An 18,681-nucleotide genomic window follows, 5' to 3' on the forward strand; every position below is an offset into this window, starting at 1 on the left:
CGAGTTGATGAGCGACTTGATGAGCGAGCCCGTCATATCGCTGCGCGGAGTCCGCGCCGAGCTGGGCTCGCGCCCCGTCCTGCGCGGCATCGACCTCACCGTGCGCCGCGGTGAGGTGGTCGCGCTGCTCGGCGCCAACGGCTCCGGGAAGTCGACCGCGATCCGCACGATCATCGGCCAAGTCCCGCTCAGCGGGGGCGAGATCGAGCTCTTCGGCACCCCGCGCCGCGCCTTCCGCGACTGGCGGCGCGTGGGCTACGTACCGCAGCGCACGACAGCTGCCGGCGGCGTCCCGGCCACGGTCACCGAGATCGTCGCGTCCGGCCGCCTCTCCCGCGCCCGCTTCGGCCTGCTGCGCAAGGCGGACCACGAGGCCGTACGGCACGCCCTGGAGCTGGTCGGGATGGCGGACCGCGCCAAGGACTCCGTCAACGCGCTCTCCGGCGGCCAGCACCAGCGCGTGCTGATCGCCCGCGCGCTCGCCGCCGAACCCGAACTCCTCATCATGGACGAGCCGATGGCGGGCGTGGACCTCGCCAGCCAGAAGGTGCTCGCGGACACCCTGACCCGCCAAGTCGCCGAAGGCACAACGGTGTTGCTCGTCCTGCACGAACTCGGCCCGCTGGAACCGCTGATCGACCGCGCGGTCGTCCTGCGCGACGGCTGCGTCCAGCACGACGGCCCGCCCCCGCGCGCGCTGGGCCAGCACGCGCTGCCCGGCCACGACCACGTACACCCGCACTCGGCGGACGCCGAACCGATCCGCACGGGACTGCTGAGCTGATGGACATCCTCAACTACCCCTTCATGGAGCGGGCGCTCATCGCCGCCGTCCTCGTCGGCATCACCGCCCCCGCGATCGGCATCTACCTGGTCCAGCGCCGCCAGCCCCTCATGGGCGACGGCATCGGCCACGTCGCGATGACCGGCGTGGGCCTCGGCTTCCTACTGAACGCCTCCCCGGTCTGGATGGCCACCGCCGTCTCCGCCCTCGGCTCGGTCCTCATGGAACTGATCCGCTGGTACGGCAAGACCCGCGGCGACATCGCCCTCGCGATGCTCTTCTACGGCGGTATGGCGGGCGGCGTGATGTTCGTGAACCTCGCGCCGGGCGGCTCGAACGCCAACCTGAGCTCGTACCTCTTCGGCTCCCTCTCGACCGTCTCGCCGTCCGACGTGACGGCGATCGGCATCCTGGCCGGCTTCGTGATCGTGGTCACCCTCGGCCTGCGGCGACAGCTGTTCGCCGTGAACCACGACGAGGAGTTCGCCCGGGTCACCGGCCTGCCCGTGCGCGCCCTGAACCTGCTGACGGCGGTCACCGCGGCCGTCACGGTCACCGTCGCGATGCGGGTCGTGGGCCTGATCCTGGTCTCCGCGCTGATGGTGGTGCCGGTCGCCGCCGCGCAGCAGCTCACCCGCAGTTTCGGGGCGACGCTGGCGATCGCGGGCGTGATCGGCGTGACCGTGACGGTCAGCGGCACCGTCACCTCGTACTACCAGAACGTCCCGCCCGGTGCGACGATTGTGCTCCTGACGATCGCCGCGTTCATCGCCCTCACCGCGCTGGCGGCTCCGCTGGCGAGGCGCCGGGCCCGGGCGGCGGCCGCGGCGCGGCCTGCCGGGGACCCGGTGGAGTGCGCGATTCCAGCCACACGGGGGGCCGCCGACGAGGTCGGCGTCTGACCACGCACAGCCCGGGCTGGCACAATGGCTCGGCAAAGTGCAGACGTGAGGAGGCAACGGTGACGACGGCCGGCCCGCCCGTAAAGGGACGCTCCACCCGCCAGCGCGCCGCCGTGTCGGCGGCGCTCAACGAGGTCGACGAGTTCCGCAGCGCCCAGGAACTCCACGACATGCTCAAGCACAAGGGGGACTCGGTCGGCCTGACCACCGTCTACCGCACCCTCCAGAACCTCGCCGACGCCGGCGAGGTCGACGTCCTGCGCACCGACGAGGGCGAGTCGGTGTACCGCCGCTGCTCCACGGGCGACCACCATCACCACCTGGTGTGCCGGGTCTGCGGCAAGGCGGTGGAGGTGGAGGGGCCTGCGGTCGAGAAGTGGGCGGAGGCTATCGCGGCGGAGCACGGGTACGTGAATGTGGCGCACACGGTGGAGATCTTCGGGACCTGTGCGGAGTGCGCGGCGGCCGCGAAGAGCTAGACCCGGAGCGCGTGCGCGTCGAGGATCGCGCGCAGTCGGTCGGCGTCGGTCGGGTCGGCCAGGCCGCGCTTCGGGAGGAGGGTGACACCGACGGCGTTCTTGTCGGAGCTGAACAGGAAGAACGCGTCCGGCGTCTCCCGGTAGCGGGGCTGCACGGTCCAGTTGATCGAGGTCGACGAGTCGTCGGTGACCACCGACACCCCGACGTCCGTGACCGTCGCGCGGAACACCCCCCGGCGCTCCGTGTGGCGATGGAACTGACGGGCCATGAGCCAGGGTTGGAACATCAGCAGCAGCACGGCCATGATCAGACCGGCGATCAGCGGAAGCGGCACCGACTCACCACCGGCCAGTGACACCGCCACCGCCACGAGGGCGAAGAAGACCGCGCCGCCGAACATCCACAGCTGTCTTCGACCCGACCGGCTGACCCGCCTGCGCGCTTTCAGCGCCGCCGTGAAGTCCTCGACGGTCAGCTGATACACCAGCTCGACCGATTCCCCCGTCAGGTCCCGCGGATCCCGCCCCATGTCCATGAGGCGGGATCGTAGCCGCCGTTCCTAGCCCTCCTCGGGCCGCCCCCGCATCGCCGCTTCCATCGCGAGCAGCTTCTCGTTCGGCACCGCGCCGCCGAACCGCCGGTCCCGCTGGGCGAATTCGACGCACGCGCGCCACAGGTCGCGGCGGTCGAAGTCCGGCCAGAGGACGTCCTGGAAGACCATCTCGGCGTAAGCGCTCTGCCAGATCAGGTAGTTGGAGGTGCGCTGTTCCCCGCTGGGGCGCAGGAAGAGGTCGACCTCGGGCATGTCCGGGTAGTACATGTACTTGGCGAAGGTCTTCTCGTCGACCTTGGCCGGGTCGAGCCGCCCCGCCGCCACGTCCTCGGCCAACGCCCGTGCCGCGTCGGCGATTTCGGCCCGGCCGCCGTAGTTCATGCAGAAGTACAGAGTCAGCGCGTCATTGTTCTTGGTCTGCTCCTGCGCGATCTGGAGCTCCTTGGCGACCGACCGCCACAGCTTGGGCATACGGCCCACCCACCGCACCCGGATGCCGAGTTCGTCGAGGGTGTCGCGGGTCTTGCGGATGAAGTCGCGGTTGAAGTTCATGAGGAAGCGCACCTCGTCGGGCGAGCGCTTCCAGTTCTCGGTGGAGAAGGCGTAGAGGGAGATCGCGCCGACGCCCATCTCGACGCCGCCCTGCAGCACGTCCAACACCCGCTCGGCGCCGACCTTGTGGCCCTCGGTGCGCGGCAGCCCCCGCTCCTTCGCCCACCGTCCGTTGCCGTCCATGACGATCGCCACGTGCTTCGGGATCAGCTCACCGGGCAGCTTCGGCGCGGTGGCCCCGGACGGGTGCGGCTCCGGCGCCGTGTACTCGCGCCGCTGGCGCCCCAGGATCCCGCGTACGGCCATGTGCTTCTCGCTCCTCTTGCCTCTGGCTGTCTCTTACAACTGCTACGACTGCTACGTCTTCTCCACGTACCGCAGCGAACGGAGTCCGCGCTCCAGATGCCAGTGCAGATAGGCGGACACCAGCCCGCTGCCCTCCCGCACATGCCGCGCCTCGCACGCGTCCGCCGTCTCCCAGTCTCCCGTAAGCAGCGCACCGAGGAGTTCCAGGGCCTGCGGTGAGGGTACGACGCTCCCGGCCACCCGGCAGTCGGCGCAGACGACCCCGCCCGACGCCACGGAGAAGAACCGGTTCGGCCCCGGCATCCCGCACTTCGCGCAGTCCCCGAAGCTTGGCGCGTACCCGTTGACGGCGAGCGACCGCAGCAGAAACGCATCAAGAATCAGATGCGGAGCATGCTCCCCGCCCGCCAGCGTCCGCAGCCCGCCCACCAGCAGCAGATACTGCTGTACGGCGGGCTCGCCCTCGTGATCGGTGAACCGCTCGGCCGTCTCCAGCATCGCCGTACCGGCGGTGTACCGGGCGTAGTCGGCGACGATCCCGCCACCGTACGGAGCGATGGTCTCACTCTGGGTGCACAACGGCAGCCCGCGGCCGATCAGTTCACTGCCCCGCGCGAAGAACTGGACGTCCACATGCGAGAAGGGCTCCAGCCGCGCCCCGAACTTCGACTTGGTCCGCCGCACCCCACGCGCCACCGCGCGCACCCGCCCGTGCCCCCGGGTGAGCAGCGTGATGATCCGGTCCGCCTCACCCAGCTTCTGGGTGCGCAGCACGATGCCGTCGTCGCGGAACAGACTCATGCCGCCCATTGTCCCCTACGGCTCCGTGGCGCCACGACGCCTCAAGGCACCTCACCGCGACTGCGGGCGTTCGCATACGCGGTGGCCGCGCTCAGCCGCTCGGCCGGGGTCGCGTCCCGCACGGCGGCCGGTTCGACGTCCCACTCCCGCCCGCCGCCGTACGGGCGCAGCTGAACATAAGGCCCCTCATGCCCCATGACGATGCCCACTCGTCCGGTACGGGTATCCATGGCGACCGATCCGACCGGCGGTTTCATCGCTCTCCTCGCACCCGAACCCGCAATTCCATCAAGGTGTCCTTCGCCTCCGATCAGTGTGCCCACACCTGGCTCCCCTCCCTTTTCGAGTTTCACGCTTCTCCACTTCACGGCGCGCTTCCGCCCCTACACTCGGCAGGAGTCTGTCGACGGCACGCAACGACAAGTGCGGGGCGGGACAAGGGTGTTGGCCTTGGCCAATGGTTCACGGCCGACGGCTCGGGAGTTTTATCGGCCGATTCGAACAGGCCATTCGGAAATCACGGAGGGGGCCGCTCAACCGGTTTGACGGGATTCCGAAAACCGCCGCCGATTTTCGAGTGACGGCGGGCGGTACGGTCCGAACTTCCCGGCTCCGGAGGCGGGGACAGGGGCGCTGCTCTCCGCCCCGCGCCGGCGGCTCTGGCACGAACTACCACGAACTCTCGCGCACGGGGCGGCGGTTGCCGTGCTGGGCCCCGTCGCCGGCCGAGGGCGACCGGGAGGCCGTAGCGCATCTCGCCCAGGACCTGCCTGAAGGACCCCGCCCTCCCGGTCGTCGTCACGGGAGGGTCAGGCGGTCCTGCGCACGCTCAGGCCGCTGGGGCCGGCCCTACTGGCCGGGGAGCGGGTTGATACGGGCCTTGAGCAGGCAGAACTCATTGCCCTCGGGGTCGGCCAGCACATGCCACTGTTCCTCCCCCGTCTGACCGATCTCGGCCCGGCGCGCGCCGAGCGCCAGCAGGCGTTCGAGCTCGGCGTCCTGGTCGCGGTCGGTGGGGTTGACGTCGATGTGCAGCCGGGACTTCCCCGGCTCGGGCTCGTCCCGGCGGCTGAAGAAGATCGTCGGATGCGGGCCGCCGAACCCTTCGGGCGTCCCGATCTCCGCCCACTGGCCCTCCTCGCTTTCGAGCACGACGAAGCCCAGGACCTCGCACCAGAACCGCGCCAGCAGCTCGGGATCACGGCAACCGAGCACAAGTTCACCGATACGACACGCCACAACAGCCTCCCAGCAGTGAGAACAACCTCGCGACCGTACTGGACGATTCGAGCACGGTCGAAGAGTTTTCCGTCCCTGTACGGCGGTGGAGAGCCTGACGGCATGCTGACCGCGCGTGACCTAACCGTCCGGATGTGCGGCTCGGCCGCGATCTCCGTGTTGGACAGCCCCGAGCCGACCAGTGTCAGCACTTCGCGTCCCCGGCGGCCACCACCCGTACCGCGCCGATGGTGTCGTCCAGGGCCATGTCCCGGCACCTACGCCCGCACCGTACGAACGCCCGCGGTGGTCAAGGCTGTTGGTGTTCCTTCGACTCCCACAGCACGTTGAAGCGGTTGATCCGCTCCTCCACGTGCTCGCGTGTCATCTTCAGCGTCGTCTTGGCCGGCATCACCCGAATATCCGGCTCGGTCTCGTAGCAGAGTTCGCCGTCGAAAACGACGAAGTCGTTCAACGAGGCCGTCTGGGCGGCCGGTTCGAGCAAGGCCCTGACTGCGATACGCGCGTCGATCCCGAACTGCCGCTGTCGTTCGCAGAGTTGACGGAGGCTAGCGGTGACGTCCGCCTCCTCGTCGACCAGGAACACACGCCGGATCTGCACCCCGCGTGACTTGATGGCCGCCTCCTGTGCGGCGAGGTAGCGCCGGGCAGGCTCGCTCGACCAGAAGTCGCGGTCGACGGAGGTGCTGGTGGCGTAGAGCGTCCGTTGGGCGCACTTGGTGAGGTCGATCAGCCACTCGTGGTTCTCACCGGCACAGTCGGCCGTGTCGTTGCCAAGGTGGTCCATGAGCAGCGCCAGGCGGCCCAACTCCTCCTCGGCGAAGGCTCTTACGATGTCCGCACCCTGCTCCCCGACTCTTGCGTGTCCCAGCACCAGCCGGGTCACCTCGTCGGAGTGCGGCACCGCGCCGTCGACCTTGCCGTACAGCTCCCGGATACGCCGATTCTGGCTCTCCTGAACGGCCTCCAACCGCTCGCCGAAGCCCACGAGCAGCTGCACGATCAGGGTCGCGCAGCCGAGGACGACGGCCATCGTCCACTGCCACCGGCCGCCGCCGCCCTCGTCCAGTGTGCCGATCACGAGGAAGGCGACGACTCCTGTCAGGATCGCGAAGAGCGTCTTGCGGAACAGCTGCGGCCTGTACTGGATCCGATGCGGCTGCGGTACGGACTCCGCCTCTCGCGCCGTCATGCCTCCTCCCAATACTTGCCGTCGGTCAGCCGCGCCGCCAGATCGCTGAATGCCTGCCAGGTCTCCATGGTGGCGATCCGACTGTCCAACACGTCCTCGTCCGTGATGAGTTGCTCCCGCCACTGCAGCACCGGCTCCAGCGGGATCGAGCCGAGCACCTGGCTGTAGCCGATGCCGTGGTGTGAGGCGAGGTGCTTCAGATCGGTGTCGCACCGGTCCATCCATGCCGACTGGGTGGGTGTGGCCTGGGACCACAGGGGCGAGTCGGGGTCGGGTACGGCGGTTCGTACGAAGCGGATGGCGGTGCGCAGGGTGTGCTCGTCGTGGCCTCGGGCGACGCCGCCGGCGACAATGCCGCGCCTGCCGTGGACCAGGTTCGCCGCGGCCTCGACGTGCTGGCGGGTCCAGCGGTGGAAGATCAGCCAGCGGGCCCGGACGCCGTTCATTGCCCGCTGCGCGGTGGCCTCCAGGACCATGTCGACGGCGTAGCTGCGGCCGGCGCTGAGGTCGACGATGGTCAGGTCGAACTCGCTGTTGAGGCGCAGGAGGAGATCCACGCAGCGGTGCAGGTTGTCGCCGGAGGTGGCGAACTCGCCGCCGCTGAGGTCGCCCGGCATGAGGATCAACCGGCCCGCTCCGGGCGGCTGGTTGCGCAGGACGCGGTGTTCGGTGTCGGCCCAGACGTCGATGCGGACGGGTTCGCTGACCTCGCCTATCAGGTACGAGTGCAGGCCGCGGTCCTCGGCGGCCTGGCGGGCGTCGGGCACGTCGAAGACGGCGGAGGCGGTGGGCGAACCGAAGTCGAAGTCCAGGTAGCAGACGTCGTCTCCGGTCAGCGCGCGCTGGTAGGCGAGGTTGGCGCTGGTCACCGAGCGGCCCGCGCCTCCCTTGTCGGAGGCCGCGAAGATCAGCACGGCTCACCCTCCCTGGTTCGTGGCTGCTTCGCGGGCCCGGGCGAGTGCGTCGAGCTGACCCAGGACGTTGAGGGTCAACGCGTAGGTGGTGCCCGGCTGTTCGTCGACCAGGGCGCGGGCGCGGCGCAACGTGACCTCGATTTCCCTGAGTTGCGTGCCGCGTCTTCCGTCGGCGTTGGGCGCGGGCGCCGTCTGCTCGTTGCCCAGGAGGTGCGTGGACTCGCTGAGCAACGCCCGTGCCAGTTCGGTGAGTTCGAGGGTGCGGACCGGTGGCTGCGCGTACATGTTGTGGACCTGGACCATCGCCTCGGTGACGCGCTCGGTGATATTCCAGGACACCGGGCCCTCGGTGAGGGCGGTCTCGGGGTAGACGGCGTGCACGTTGTCCCACAGGCCGACGCCCTCTCCGTCGCCGATACGGCGCCGCCACACATGGCCGAAGGTGTCCTCGGCCAGCCTCAGCAGCCGGTCGTGCGCGGAGAGGTTGCGGGAGAGCGTGCACAACTGCACCGTGCGCTTGAGGAGTTGGGCCGAGAAGTCGGTCATCGTCCAGTCCATCGGCGGGCCGATGGTGCCGCCGCCCCAGAGGGGCAGGGTGACGCCCGGGTTGTGCAGCTGGATCATCGGGTCGTCGCGTGTCATCCGGCTGGTGATACGGCCGCGTTCGGCGAGCCGCTCCATGACGTGGACGGTGCGGGTCAGGTCGTTGTCGGTGGCCCGGCGCCGCATCAGGTCGTGCACGAGGATCGCGGCGACGGAGAGCGAGAAGTACTCCGACTCCAGCCGCTGTCCCGTCGTACGCCAGGGGATGTCCTCCAAGGGCCAACGGTCGCCGTCGAAGCGGGCGATGCGCGACCAGTACTGCTGGGTGATCTCCCAGCGCAGTCGCAACGCCTCGGCGAGCTTCTGCTGTTCGGCGTTGAGCAGGCCGAGGGTCAGGGTGCGGTCCGAGAACAGGTCCTGGATGCCGTCGAGCGCGACGACGGTGAAGTACAGGTACGGCACCGGGTTGGCTACACCGGCGGGCTGCGCTCCGATGGGCTCATCGGTCTCCACCTCGGGCGCGTCCCGCACCAGACTCCAGGCCCAGCCGCATTCGAAGAGCTGGCTCTCGTCCTTGAGGGCTTCCTGGACGTCGAGGCCGAGGATGAAGCTCTCGATGATGGCGGCACGCAGCGGCCGGAACCGCCGCTGGAACTTCTCCAGTACCTGACGCTGCGACAACTGCCCCTGGCCGAGGAGTTCGCAGAGCGTCTGGCCCTGGGAGGAGTCGGTGTCGTAGACGTCGACCGTGAACGACCGCAGCAGGCTCACCATGGCGGCGGTGAGCCGGTTGCTGGTCGCGATCCGTAACTCCCGGATCGTGTCCTGCATGTCGCCGCGGCGGGTCTTGGTCTCGTAGACCTTGAGGAAGCCGAGCAGGGCGAGGCAGAGGGTGATCGACATGGAGAACGAGTCGGTGACGCCGAGTTGGCGCTGCTCCTCGGTGAGGTCCTGCTCCTTGTCCCGGGACTGGAAGTAGTAACCGCCCGCGAACGTGGGCCTCTTGTCGTCGGTGTGGGTGCGCATGAACTCCGCCGCGGCCGTGACGAGAGCGGCCGGAATCTCCAGCGGTCCGCCGGCCCGCTTCAGCGTCTGCTGTACGTCGGTCAGTGTGGTGTCGGGGTCGTCCAGCCGGAACGACGGCAGCTCGGTCGCCGGGTACAGCAGGCAGAGCAGGCGCTCGGCGTCGGCGACGCTGCTCTGGCCGCCCCATGGGCCCCACGTCCACCGACCGCCGTCGAAGGACTGGCGGGCGACCGCCTGCCAGATGTCCAGCAGGTGCTGGCGCGGCTTGATCTCCATTTCATGCCCCCCGTGCAGGTCACTCTGCCGTCATTCCGCCGCGCCAGCCATAGGAGAGAATCATTCCGGAATAGCCTTCCCTCACCGCGGCCTCGTATTTCAGTCGCTGCACCTTGAACTCGTCGGCGAATGGTTCGATACTCTCCCGCACCTCGTCCTCTCCCACGTCACACGCGGGGAAGAACTGCTCTCCCGCGCGATACCCCTTGGAGTGTTCCATGAAAGCGGCGACGAAGGGGGCCCCGGGGGCCAGAGCGCACATAAAGCGCTCCACACCCAGGGCGAACTCGTCGCAGGAGGAGGTCATCGACTCGGCGACGAAGAACATCGTCCCCACGGACCACCGGCCGGCGAACCGATCAAGGTCGAAGATGTTGCCCTGCTCGACCCGGACGACCTCGCGGAACCGCTGACGCGGATCGGCGGCGAAGGAGCCATACGTCTCGTTCCCTGTCAGGACGTCCCAGAACTGGTCCCAGTTCCGGGAGTAGGAATGGAGCTGCGCCCGGAGGTACGCCACGTTCGATGCCGACCGCTCCAAGAGCGTGATCCCGTCACACCAGGGCAGCATGGAGAGCGCGGGATAGAGGTTGGCGCCGGCGCCCACGTCAATACCGTGAATCGGACCAACGCCCTGCGTCCGGAAATGATCGGCGAAATGATCCCGAACAATGTGCAGGATTTCTTCGTCCTCCGCCTGCAGGTCCCGATAGTTGTGATCAACATAGGCGATCGAGTCGAACGAATCCCAGGCGACATCCGAATTCTTCACCCGCGTACCCCCTGAAGAACTTGCGGTCACACCACCCACGATAGCAACTTCAGAGTCACGACAATCACCTGGCTGGATAATTGATCCAGATTCCACGGGAGGTGGAATGATCATTTTCCCCGAGCAGCGTTTCCCATCCGCCGGCAGCCGCACTGACCAGAAATTCTTCGCTGACCGCGGCGACCGGCCACTGACCTTGAGGGTTGCCACCGAGGCCGACCTGCCCGAGTTGCTGCGAGTCGACAAGGATGCCTTCCCCGAGGATCCGTATCCCCCGTTCATCCTGCGACAGTTGATCGAGATACACGTCGACCGCACCCTCGTCCTCGACGACGGCGAGGGCCTCCTCGGCTACGTCTTCTTCGTCAACACCTCTGACGGCTACGTGAGTTGGATCATGAGCCTCGCCATCATCCCCCACCAGCGGGGACACGGTCTGGGCCGACGCCTGATGGTCGAGGTCCTACGCCGACTGCGCACCGAGGGCGTTCGCCAGGTCCGGCTGACGGTGGAACCGGCGAATACCGCCGCGATCACGCTGTACCGCACGCTGGGGTTCTCGTCCGAGGACGGAGTGGCCAAGGACTACTTCGGGCCGGGCGAGCACCGGCTTCTCATGACACTCGCCCTGTGACCGTAGTGCCGGGCCAGCGCGTGGAACGCCTCCTTCGGTTCCCAGTGCCACGGTGAACTCGGGTCGTAGGGGCGGTCCTTGATGGTCTTGGTGATCGAGTAGCTCGCCATGTCGAGGTCGTGGCGCGGGTCGTGGGCGCGGTGCGGTGCGTCCGGGGTGACGAACTCGAAGGCCATCGCGCCGTAGAGGTTCATCGACTCGAAGATCTCCAACAGGGCGACCATGTACGCCGCTTGGGTGTGTTCGCTGCGGATCAGGTGGCCCTTGATCTCCTCCGGGTCCTTGTCGTAGTCGACGACGTTCCAGCCCATGCCGGCCGTCTTCTCGGCGCCCTTGTACGCGCAGGTGCCGAACTCGGTGATGGTCACGGGCTTGCCCCAGCGTTGGTAGGTCTTCAACTCCCGCACATAGTCGGCCGGTTGGCTGAAGTAGGAGTAGTAGTCGATGCCCACGATGTCGAAAAGGGTCCAGTCGACCTCGTCGTCCTGGGCCGCTGCGTAGCTGAGGTTGCCGTGGAAGACGGAACGGCCCAGCGTTGCCGCCTTCTTGGTGAACGCGTTTAGCCTGCGCTGCATCTTCACCGGGTCGAACGTGCCGTTCAGAATGTTCTGGACGCGGTCCAGGACCGTCGCGCCGGGCACGATTCCGGGGACGAACAGCCAGAACTCGCAGCCCACGCTGAAGTCGACGCTCGCGCCCTGGCGCCGGAGGCGTTCCGCGAACCGGCCGGTCTCCGCGAGGTGTTCGAGGATGTCCCGCTCCGGGACGTCGGCGAGGGTGGGCTGGAGCCAGATGTGCAGGCCGAGTTCGGCGGCCCCGGCGGCCGTCGCGGTGAGGCGGTCGACGCCGTCGCCGGTGACATCGACCGTGTCGGCGTGCAACTCGTCGCGGATCGCGCGGAGATCGGCGCGCATGCGGTGCGGGTTCCAGGCGGTGGCGGGGGTCTCGCCCTCGCCGACCGTGTAGACGACACCGTGTCGGCGCAGGCCGCGTCGCCCGTACGCCGCCTGTGCCCGCGCCGTCGTCTGTGCCCGTGCCTTTGCCTGTGTCCGTGCCGTCGCCTGTCCCGACGGCAGCAGCGCCCCCGCCGCCCCGAACGCCAGCGCCCCCGTCAGGAACTGCCCCCGCGTGATCCCCTGTGTGTTCACCATGCGCCCACTGTGCCGATCCGGCGCCCGCCCCAGGGTCGCCCGATGGTCTACGGCGACGCAACCAAGGTATGAGCTCTCGCGTCGGTCACTGGAGAGATCGTTGACGGAAATCGACCGGACGTCGACGCGGACCGAACAAAGGAGAGCGCGATCACAGGCTCCGAACAGTCCCCTACGACCCCTACACCCCCTGCAACCCCTACGACCTCCGCAAGCCCTACCACCACCCGCCGCACCCTGCTCACCGCAGGTGCCGCCACCGCCACGGCCCTCCTCGCCGGCGCCCCCTCCGCGCAGGCGTCGGACAGCACAGGCACCACGGCCCAGTTGCGTGCCCTTGAGGATCAACACAGCGCCCGCGTCGGTGTGTTCGCGCACCACCTCGGCACGAAGAAGACCGTCGTGCACCGCGCCGACGAACTCTTCCCGATGTGCTCGGTGTTCAAGACGCTCGCCGCCGCGGCCGTCCTGCGGGACCTGGACCGGCACGGCGAGGTGCTCTACAAGGTCGTGCACTACACGGAGGCCGATCTGGTCGACGGTTCCGACCAGACCCGGGCGCACCTGGCCACCGGCATGACGGTCGAGCAACTCGCGGACGTGGCCATCCGCTACAGCGACAACGGCGCCGGCAACCTGATCCTGCGCGAACTCGGCGGCCCCACCGCCGTCACCCGCTTCGCCCGTTCCCTCGGCGACCGGGTCACCCGGCTCGACCGCTGGGAGACCGAGCTGAACTCGGCCGAGCCGGACCGGATCACGGACACCACCAGCCCGCGCGCGATCGCCGGCCTGTACGGCAGGCTCGTCCTCGGCGACGCCCTGCGCCGCCCCGACCGCGACCGGCTCACCGCGTGGCTGCTCAACAACACGACGAGCGCCGCCCGTTTCCGCGCCGGGCTCCCCGCGACCTGGACGATCGCCGACAAGACCGGCAGCGGCGACTACGGCACCGCCAACGACGTAGGCATCGCCTGGACGGAGTCCGGTGACCCGGTCGTCCTCGCGGTCCTGACGACGAAGCCGACCCTGCCCGACGCGCCGTACGACAACCAACTGGTCGCGAATACCGCCGAGTTGGTGGCGGCAGCCGTCAGCTAACACGCCCCCCATGACCGCTAGCGCGGGAAGTACTGCCTCGGCGTCACCCCGACCACCCGGTGGAACGCCGCCGTGAAGGAACTCGCCGAGGCGTACCCCACGCGTCGCGCCACCGCCTCGATCGGCAGCCCCTCGGCGAGGAACGGCAACGCGGCCTGCATCCGCAGCCGTTCCCGCCACTGCCCGAACCCGAGACCCGTCTCGGCGACGAAGACGCGGGCCAACGTCCGTGCGCTTGCGCCGACTTGGCGGCCGTACTCCGCCAGGGCCCGCCCGTCCGCCGGGTGGGCCCGCAGATCCCCGTAGGGTCCCGCCAGTCGACGTGCGGGCAGCGCGCCGGGTCGACGTACGCACTGCGCATGACGGCGTCGCCCTCGGACTCCGCGGCGTGCCGGACGTTCGCCGGGATCCACAGGGCCAGGGACGGTGGCAGCAGCCACGTTCCGTGCTCGCTGCGGATTCGCAGCAACCCCCGCTCGGAACTGGCGAGTTGGAGGAGGGGATGCCAGTGCGTGCCGGAGGCCGTCCCGCGCGGCTTGGGGAACTGGCCGACGAGGATGGCCATGTCGAACCGGTGACCCCCACGGCTCCCGTTCCCCCGGTGCCAACCGTGCTGTCCGTTCCACGACACGACAGCCCAGCCCGTGGCGGACAACCACCCGCCCCGCCTAGCGTCGACGTATGCCGATGAACCGAGCCCACCGCAAGCTGTGCAGCTCCGAGGGATGGGCGCAGACGACGAAGGACCGCATCCTGCCCTGGGCCCTTGAACACGTCGAACTCGGCGCGGACGTCCTGGAGATCGGCCCCGGCTACGGCGCCAACCTCCGTGTCCTCGTCGACCAGGTCGACCACCTCACCGCCGCCGAGATCGACGCCGACAGCGCCCGCACGCTCCAGTCCCAGTGGGGCGACCGGGCCACCGTGCTCCACGCGGACGGGGCCGAACTGCCGCTGCCCGACGCCTCGTTCGACTCCGTCGTCTGCTTCACGATGCTGCACCACGTGCCCACGACCACCCACCAGGACCGCATCTTCGCCGAGGCGTTCCGTGTGCTGCGCCCCGGCGGCACGTTCGCGGGCAGCGACAGCCAATCCAGCCTCCGATTCCGGGTGTTGCACTTCCAGGACACGATGAACACCCTCGATCCGGCGACGCTTCCGGCCCGGCTGGAGCGGGCCGGCTTCACGGACGTGGTGGTGGACCTGGACCAGGAGAGCCGCCGTCTACGCTTCCGGGCCCGCCGAACCTGAGGGCGCCCCGAACCGCCGTACGTACCGCCGCTGCCACGGCGTCTCCACCGCGTGCCGGTCGTAGTGCGCGCGGACATACGCGACCGCCTCCCCCGGCGGCACCCCGTCGAGGACCGCGAGGCAGGCGAGTGCCGTGCCGGTGCGGCCCCGACCGCCGAGGCAGGCGATCTCGACGCGCTCGGTACGGGCCCGCCGCCAGGCCTCGGTGAGGATCGTGCGGGCCTCGGCGCGGTCGGCGGGCAGCCGGAAGTCCGGCCAGCGCAACCACCTTGCCTGCCAAGGGACTTGGGGCGGTGGGCTGCCCAGCAGATACACGCCGTACGTCGGGACCGGGCCGTCGGCCGGGAGTGGTCGGCGCAGGGCGCGGCCTCGGATCAGGCGGCCGGAGGGGAGTCGTAGGACACCCGTGTTCCGCTCGTCCCACATGTTGTCCTGTGTCTCACTCATCCGGTGCCTCGCGTATCGCCTTCTCCAGGAGTGCGCTCGCCGCCCATCGCATCACGTCCTGCGCTTCCTCGGGGTCGAGTCCGCAGGCGTCGCGGGTCGCGATCAGCGCCTCGACGCCGTAGACGAGGGTGACGGCCATGGTCAGGCGGCGGTGGAGTTCGGGCGGGAGGGTGTCGGCGAGGGGTTCGAGCGCGGTGCGGGTGTGGCCGAGGCGGGTCTGGTTGCGGGTGGGAATCTCCGGTTCACCGTGCTCGTGGACGTGCTCGCGCTGGGCGAACCAGCGTTCCAGGCCGGCCCGCACCAGCGCCCGCCATACGGCCTCGTCACCGAACTGGAGCTCGGCGACGCGCGTGATCAACGTGTCGAGGCGCTCGGCAGGGTCGGCGGGCAGATCGGCGGTGACGTCGGGGATGCGGACGAGGAGTTGGGTCTCCTGGAGCAGTTCCTGCGGGCTGGAGAAGTAGCGGTACGCGGTGGCCAGGGAGACCTCGGCCGTCTCCGCCGCTTCGGCGATCGTGACTGCCCTGCCCTCGCGAATCAGGGCGCCCGCAGCCTCGATCAGCGCGCGGCGCGTGCGCAACTTCTGTCTGCTGCGGCCCTCGGGCATGCGAATTCCTTCTTGTCGTGAGAAAATTTTCTTATTACAGTATATCCGTCTCACCAACGGGGGTCGCGGGCTGGACCGGCACGCGGCGCGACGAGAGGAGGAGCTCGATGGGCTCCATCACACCGGCGGAAATGGAAGTACTGATCGGCACGCACATGCTCGCCGAGGAACACGGGGACCCGGCGGCGGCGGTGTCCGTCTACACCGACGACATCGAGCATGACGCCGTCGGCTGGCCCGGCGGCCCGGCGGTCGGCATCCCGGCCGCGCAGGAGCGCTACGAGCAGCTGGTGAAGGATCTGCGCACCGAGAAGTCCGAGCGCACCCACACCTACTACTCGGAGAACGCGGCGACCGTCGAGGACCTGATCACCTGCACGGTCCCCGGCTCACTGCTGGGCGTCCCCGGCAACAACCGCCGGATCACCTTCCGGATGCTGCACGTCTTCGAGTTCACGGACGGCAAGATCTCGCGCGAGAACGTCTGGCTGGACGGGGCGTCGATCGTGGCCCAACTCACCGCTCCCTGAGCACAGTTCAGGGACCCGACAGAGAGTCGGACGCCGTCCGGCCGAAGGTCAGCCCACTCCCCGTGACTCCTGCGCCGCGCGCGCCTCGATGCCGCGGAAGTGGTCCGCCATCGCGCGCTGCGCGCCCTCGACATCGCGGGCGCGCAGCGCGGTCACGATGTCGCGGTGGCGGCGGACGGTGAGTTCGGGGGCCGGGTCGTCGGTCCAGCCGCGGGCGCCGGCGACCCGGCGGAACACCGTCCAGAAGGCGCCGAGGAGTTGGGGGACGAGTTCATTGCCGAGCGAGGCGTAGAGCAACTCGTGGAATTCCCGGTCGAGTTCGGGGAAGGGCCGGCCGGCGCGGCCCGCGTCCTCCATCCGGGTCACCACCGCTTCGAGTCTGTCCAGTTCCGGCTCGGTGACGGTGGCAACGACCCGATGAATCAGGCCTTCCTCCAGCACCTCGCGCACCTGGAGGACCTCGGCCAGCGCGTCCGCGTCGTCCTCGTGCCGGGTGAGTGTACGGAATGTGAGCCCGTCGACGAGCGGCGTCAGCGAGGCGCGGCCGACGTAGGTGCCGTAGCCGTGTCTGATCTCGACGATGTCGAGGGCCTGGAGCGCCTTGAGGGCCTCGCGGACGGAGTTTCTGCTGATGCCGAGGTCGTCCATCAGCTCGGCCTCGGTGGGCAGGGGCGCACCGGGCTGGAGCTTGCGGTCGAGGATCAGCTGGACGATCTCGCGCTGAATCCGACTGTTCCTTGGCTCCCCGGACATGCGCCGCATCGTAGCCGCATCAGACGTCCCACGTCCCATGTCTGACCTCGGCGCACCCCGGCGGGGTGTCAACTTGCGCCATTCCCACGCGTTTTCAAACCGCCATTGGTCCGACCTCTGACGGCTACGCCATTCGTGTGCGATGCCTTGACCGCCCCCACGGCCGCTCTTATGGTCGCGCTGACCGCAGGACGTAGGACGTCGTACCTCCTGGAGTAACCATGCGCGAAGACGTGACCCAGAACGTGCCCGCGCTGCACCGCCGGGCGTTCCTGAAGTACTCCGGCGCGCTGGGCGCCGCGGCCGCGATCTCCTCGTCCCTGACGGCCTGTTCGTCGGGGCCGCAGTCGACGAACGACACCGGCGGCGGGGGCACCGGCAAGAACCGGACGCTGACCGCGGTGATCGGCTACGGCAACGACGGCAGCTGGGATCCGACGCAGACGGCGTCGGCGTTCGCCATGGCCGGCAACAACCACATCTACGAGGGGCTGATCGACACCGATCCGATCACCCGCGCGCCCTACCCGGCGCTGGCGACCGCCGTGCCGAAGGACACCAGCGGCACCTCGTGGAAGTTCACGCTGCGCGCGGGCGCGAAGTTCCACGACGGGCAGCCGGTCACCGCCGACGACGTCGTGTTCGTCTTCGACCGCATCCTCGACCCGAAGACGGCGACCCTCGCGCAGGGCTTCTTCGCCGGCTGGCTGAAGGAGGTCCGGAAGATCGACGCGCAGAACGTCGAGCTGGTCCTCAAGTTCCCCTTCCCGGAAGGGGTTTCACGGCTCACGCTCGCGAAGATCATGCCGAAGCACGTCTTCTCCCAGCCCGGCGCCTGGGACGACGCGATCAAGGGCAAGGCGGTCGGCTCGGGGCCGTACAAGCAGACCGCGCACCACCCCAAGTCCAATACGACCTTCGCCGCGTTCGCCGACTACAACGGCCCGCGCCCGCCCGCCTTCAAGACGATGAACTGGCTGACGATCGTCGACGCGGCACCGCGCGTCGCCAAGATCTCCGGGTCGAGCGCGGGCGCGCAGATCGCCGACAACATCCCCTACGCCAACATCCAGCGGCTGCGGAGCGGCGGGATGACGGTCGCGGGCGGGGCCGGGATGAACAACCTGTTTCTGATGTTCAACACCCAGCACAAACCCTTCGACGACGTACGGGTCCGCCAGGCGCTGCACTACGCGATCGACACCGGAAAGATGGTCCAAGTCGCCCTGCGCGGACACGGAAAGCCGTCCTCGTCGTTCCTCAACGAGGGCAACCCGGCCTACCGGCGCGCGAAGACGGTCTACGACTACGACCCCGACAAGGCGAAGGCGCTGCTGAAGGCGGCCGGGGTCAGCGGGCTGAAGATCAACATCCTTGCGGTGAACGTGAGTTGGATCGTCGACTGCCTGCCGACCATCAAGGCGTCCTGGGACGCGATCGGCGTGAAGACGACGCTGGCCCCGCAGGAGACCACGGCCGTCTTCACCAAGATGGACCAGAAGCAGGACTACCAAGTGGTCGCCGCCGCTTCCAACCCCAACCAGTTCGGCCTCGACGCGGACCTGATCATGCACTACAACTACGGCCCGCAGAACCTCTGGATGGGCTACGCCCGTTGGGCCGGGAACCCCGTCGCCAAGCAGCTCTTCAGGGACATGGACCAGGCCACCCGGGAACCGGACGCGGCGAAGAAGAAGACGATGATCCAGGACTACATCGACACCGTCGCCGAACAGGCCGTGCTCTACCCGGTCGTCCACAACGAGCTGATGACCGCCTGGGATCCGAAGAAGCTGGCGGGGATAAGGGCGCAGCCCTACCCCGGCATCAACGTCCTCCAGGCCAAGTGGGTCTGACCGTACGG

The 18,681-nt window shown here is 68.8% G+C and carries 23 protein-coding genes and 1 pseudogene; 8 read left to right on the plus strand and 16 right to left on the minus strand.

Annotation, left to right across the window (positions count from 1 at the left end; translation table 11 throughout):
* Positions 1-19: 19 nt before the first annotated feature.
* The 3 genes from ACIBK4_RS42490 to ACIBK4_RS42500 are packed head-to-tail and all read left to right on the plus strand — an operon-like array spanning position 20 to position 2,165.
* The gene (locus ACIBK4_RS42490; protein WP_399004252.1) at positions 20-784 is read left to right on the plus strand and encodes a metal ABC transporter ATP-binding protein; all 765 of its coding nucleotides are present in this window, start codon (positions 20-22) and stop codon (positions 782-784) included.
* Positions 784-1,686: a metal ABC transporter permease gene (locus tag ACIBK4_RS42495; protein WP_399004126.1), complete on the plus strand. Its 903-nt coding sequence runs from the start codon at positions 784-786 to the stop codon at positions 1,684-1,686. The genes ACIBK4_RS42490 and ACIBK4_RS42495 overlap by 1 nt, the downstream gene beginning before the upstream one ends.
* 59 nt (positions 1,687-1,745) lie before the next feature.
* Positions 1,746-2,165 carry a Fur family transcriptional regulator gene (locus tag ACIBK4_RS42500; protein WP_399004128.1) on the plus strand — a complete coding sequence of 140 codons (420 nt, stop codon included), beginning with the start codon at positions 1,746-1,748 and terminating at the stop codon, positions 2,163-2,165.
* On the opposite strand, the gene ACIBK4_RS42505 is transcribed toward ACIBK4_RS42500, so the two are convergent.
* The 10 genes from ACIBK4_RS42505 to ACIBK4_RS42550 all read right to left on the minus strand — a co-directional run bounded on the left by ACIBK4_RS42505 (position 2,162) and on the right by ACIBK4_RS42550 (position 10,647).
* Complete coding sequence (locus tag ACIBK4_RS42505) at positions 2,162-2,701, minus strand: YcxB family protein (RefSeq protein ID WP_399004130.1); 540 nt, start codon at positions 2,699-2,701, stop codon at positions 2,162-2,164. The genes ACIBK4_RS42500 and ACIBK4_RS42505 overlap by 4 nt on opposite strands.
* 24 nt (positions 2,702-2,725) lie before the next feature.
* Complete coding sequence (locus tag ACIBK4_RS42510; RefSeq protein WP_033284651.1) at positions 2,726-3,577, minus strand: isoprenyl transferase; 852 nt, start codon at positions 3,575-3,577, stop codon at positions 2,726-2,728.
* A gap of 51 nt (positions 3,578-3,628) precedes the next feature.
* Positions 3,629-4,378: a DNA repair protein RecO gene (gene recO, locus ACIBK4_RS42515; RefSeq protein WP_399004132.1), complete on the minus strand. Its 750-nt coding sequence runs from the start codon at positions 4,376-4,378 to the stop codon at positions 3,629-3,631.
* Positions 4,379-4,419: 41 nt separating this feature from the next.
* A complete protein-coding gene (locus ACIBK4_RS42520) occupies positions 4,420-4,635 on the minus strand; it encodes a hypothetical protein (protein WP_043676597.1) in 216 nt (71 codons plus the stop codon).
* A gap of 592 nt (positions 4,636-5,227) precedes the next feature.
* Positions 5,228-5,617 carry a VOC family protein gene (locus ACIBK4_RS42525; RefSeq protein ID WP_399004134.1) on the minus strand — a complete coding sequence of 130 codons (390 nt, stop codon included), beginning with the start codon at positions 5,615-5,617 and terminating at the stop codon, positions 5,228-5,230.
* A gap of 289 nt (positions 5,618-5,906) precedes the next feature.
* Positions 5,907-6,809, minus strand: coding sequence for a hypothetical protein (locus ACIBK4_RS42530; RefSeq protein ID WP_399004136.1), 903 nt, complete (start codon positions 6,807-6,809; stop codon positions 5,907-5,909).
* Positions 6,806-7,723 (minus strand): SCO2523 family variant P-loop protein, encoded by a 918-nt coding sequence (locus ACIBK4_RS42535; protein ID WP_399004138.1) that lies wholly within the window; start codon positions 7,721-7,723, stop codon positions 6,806-6,808. The genes ACIBK4_RS42530 and ACIBK4_RS42535 overlap by 4 nt, the downstream gene beginning before the upstream one ends.
* A 3-nt stretch (positions 7,724-7,726) precedes the next feature.
* A complete protein-coding gene (locus ACIBK4_RS42540; protein WP_399004140.1) occupies positions 7,727-9,568 on the minus strand; it encodes an SCO2524 family protein in 1,842 nt (613 codons plus the stop codon).
* Positions 9,569-9,587: 19 nt separating this feature from the next.
* Entirely contained in the window at positions 9,588-10,340 is a 753-nt protein-coding gene (locus tag ACIBK4_RS42545; RefSeq protein ID WP_399004142.1) for an SCO2525 family SAM-dependent methyltransferase, read from the minus strand.
* Between the two features lie 64 nt (positions 10,341-10,404).
* On the minus strand, positions 10,405-10,647 hold the full coding sequence (locus ACIBK4_RS42550) for a hypothetical protein (RefSeq protein WP_399004264.1): 243 nt from the start codon (positions 10,645-10,647) through the stop codon (positions 10,405-10,407).
* Here ACIBK4_RS42550 and ACIBK4_RS42555 point away from each other — a divergent pair.
* Entirely contained in the window at positions 10,570-10,974 is a 405-nt protein-coding gene (locus ACIBK4_RS42555; protein ID WP_399004254.1) for a GNAT family N-acetyltransferase, read from the plus strand. The genes ACIBK4_RS42550 and ACIBK4_RS42555 overlap by 78 nt on opposite strands.
* Here the strand turns inward: ACIBK4_RS42555 and ACIBK4_RS42560 are convergent.
* Complete coding sequence (locus ACIBK4_RS42560; RefSeq protein WP_399004144.1) at positions 10,926-12,125, minus strand: abortive phage infection protein; 1,200 nt, start codon at positions 12,123-12,125, stop codon at positions 10,926-10,928. The genes ACIBK4_RS42555 and ACIBK4_RS42560 overlap by 49 nt on opposite strands.
* Positions 12,126-12,362: 237 nt before the next feature.
* Here ACIBK4_RS42560 and bla point away from each other — a divergent pair, with 237 nt between their 5' ends.
* Positions 12,363-13,226, plus strand: a complete 864-nt coding sequence (bla, locus tag ACIBK4_RS42565; protein ID WP_399004256.1) for a class A beta-lactamase — start codon at positions 12,363-12,365, stop codon at positions 13,224-13,226.
* Between the two features lie 17 nt (positions 13,227-13,243).
* Here bla and ACIBK4_RS42570 read toward each other — a convergent pair whose 3' ends face one another.
* Both ACIBK4_RS42570 and ACIBK4_RS42575 read right to left on the minus strand, forming a co-directional pair.
* Positions 13,244-13,450, minus strand: a complete 207-nt coding sequence (locus ACIBK4_RS42570) for a helix-turn-helix transcriptional regulator (protein ID WP_399004146.1) — start codon at positions 13,448-13,450, stop codon at positions 13,244-13,246.
* Positions 13,451-13,617: 167 nt separating this feature from the next.
* Positions 13,618-13,791, minus strand: a pseudogene (locus ACIBK4_RS42575) (AraC family transcriptional regulator); the annotation flags it as partial.
* Positions 13,792-13,907: 116 nt separating this feature from the next.
* Here ACIBK4_RS42575 and ACIBK4_RS42580 point away from each other — a divergent pair.
* Entirely contained in the window at positions 13,908-14,480 is a 573-nt protein-coding gene (locus tag ACIBK4_RS42580; protein ID WP_399004148.1) for a class I SAM-dependent methyltransferase, read from the plus strand.
* On the opposite strand, the gene ACIBK4_RS42585 is transcribed toward ACIBK4_RS42580, so the two are convergent.
* Positions 14,454-14,927, minus strand: coding sequence for a protein-tyrosine phosphatase family protein (locus ACIBK4_RS42585; RefSeq protein ID WP_399004150.1), 474 nt, complete (start codon positions 14,925-14,927; stop codon positions 14,454-14,456). The two genes, ACIBK4_RS42580 and ACIBK4_RS42585, sit on opposite strands and share 27 nt — an antisense overlap.
* On the minus strand, positions 14,920-15,534 hold the full coding sequence (locus tag ACIBK4_RS42590) for a TetR/AcrR family transcriptional regulator (RefSeq protein ID WP_399004153.1): 615 nt from the start codon (positions 15,532-15,534) through the stop codon (positions 14,920-14,922). The genes ACIBK4_RS42585 and ACIBK4_RS42590 overlap by 8 nt, the downstream gene beginning before the upstream one ends.
* 107 nt (positions 15,535-15,641) lie before the next feature.
* Here ACIBK4_RS42590 and ACIBK4_RS42595 point away from each other — a divergent pair, with 107 nt between their 5' ends.
* The gene (locus ACIBK4_RS42595) at positions 15,642-16,064 is read left to right on the plus strand and encodes an ester cyclase (protein WP_399004155.1); all 423 of its coding nucleotides are present in this window, start codon (positions 15,642-15,644) and stop codon (positions 16,062-16,064) included.
* A gap of 48 nt (positions 16,065-16,112) precedes the next feature.
* On the opposite strand, the gene ACIBK4_RS42600 is transcribed toward ACIBK4_RS42595, so the two are convergent.
* Positions 16,113-16,826 carry a FadR/GntR family transcriptional regulator gene (locus tag ACIBK4_RS42600; RefSeq protein ID WP_399004157.1) on the minus strand — a complete coding sequence of 238 codons (714 nt, stop codon included), beginning with the start codon at positions 16,824-16,826 and terminating at the stop codon, positions 16,113-16,115.
* A 212-nt stretch (positions 16,827-17,038) separates the two neighbouring features.
* Between ACIBK4_RS42600 and ACIBK4_RS42605 the strand changes: the two genes are divergently transcribed.
* Positions 17,039-18,673: an ABC transporter substrate-binding protein gene (locus ACIBK4_RS42605; protein WP_399004159.1), complete on the plus strand. Its 1,635-nt coding sequence runs from the start codon at positions 17,039-17,041 to the stop codon at positions 18,671-18,673.
* Positions 18,674-18,681: the final 8 nt, after the last annotated feature.

The sequence above is a fragment of the Streptomyces sp. NPDC050528 genome (assembly GCF_044457795.1).
Taxonomy (GTDB): Bacteria; Actinomycetota; Actinomycetes; order Streptomycetales; family Streptomycetaceae; genus Streptomyces.

Excerpts from the sequence above, each read along its gene's own strand:
- ACIBK4_RS42580 (WP_399004148.1), top strand. The coding sequence starts at position 13,908 with ATGCCGATGAACCGAGCCCACCGCAAGCTGTGCAGCTCCGAGGGATGG.
- ACIBK4_RS42490 (WP_399004252.1), top strand. The coding sequence starts at position 20 with ATGAGCGAGCCCGTCATATCGCTGCGCGGAGTCCGCGCCGAGCTGGGC.
- ACIBK4_RS42560 (WP_399004144.1), bottom strand. The coding sequence starts at position 12,125 with ATGGTGAACACACAGGGGATCACGCGGGGGCAGTTCCTGACGGGGGCG.
- ACIBK4_RS42520 (WP_043676597.1), bottom strand. The coding sequence starts at position 4,635 with ATGAAACCGCCGGTCGGATCGGTCGCCATGGATACCCGTACCGGACGA.
- ACIBK4_RS42600 (WP_399004157.1), bottom strand. The coding sequence starts at position 16,826 with ATGCGGCGCATGTCCGGGGAGCCAAGGAACAGTCGGATTCAGCGCGAG.
- ACIBK4_RS42595 (WP_399004155.1), top strand. The coding sequence starts at position 15,642 with ATGGGCTCCATCACACCGGCGGAAATGGAAGTACTGATCGGCACGCAC.
- ACIBK4_RS42605 (WP_399004159.1), top strand. The coding sequence starts at position 17,039 with ATGCGCGAAGACGTGACCCAGAACGTGCCCGCGCTGCACCGCCGGGCG.
- ACIBK4_RS42495 (WP_399004126.1), top strand. The coding sequence starts at position 784 with ATGGACATCCTCAACTACCCCTTCATGGAGCGGGCGCTCATCGCCGCC.
- ACIBK4_RS42585 (WP_399004150.1), bottom strand. The coding sequence starts at position 14,927 with ATGAGTGAGACACAGGACAACATGTGGGACGAGCGGAACACGGGTGTC.
- ACIBK4_RS42590 (WP_399004153.1), bottom strand. The coding sequence starts at position 15,534 with ATGCCCGAGGGCCGCAGCAGACAGAAGTTGCGCACGCGCCGCGCGCTG.
- ACIBK4_RS42510 (WP_033284651.1), bottom strand. The coding sequence starts at position 3,577 with ATGGCCGTACGCGGGATCCTGGGGCGCCAGCGGCGCGAGTACACGGCG.
- recO (WP_399004132.1), bottom strand. The coding sequence starts at position 4,378 with ATGAGTCTGTTCCGCGACGACGGCATCGTGCTGCGCACCCAGAAGCTG.
- ACIBK4_RS42505 (WP_399004130.1), bottom strand. The coding sequence starts at position 2,701 with ATGGACATGGGGCGGGATCCGCGGGACCTGACGGGGGAATCGGTCGAG.
- ACIBK4_RS42540 (WP_399004140.1), bottom strand. The coding sequence starts at position 9,568 with ATGGAGATCAAGCCGCGCCAGCACCTGCTGGACATCTGGCAGGCGGTC.
- ACIBK4_RS42530 (WP_399004136.1), bottom strand. The coding sequence starts at position 6,809 with ATGACGGCGCGAGAGGCGGAGTCCGTACCGCAGCCGCATCGGATCCAG.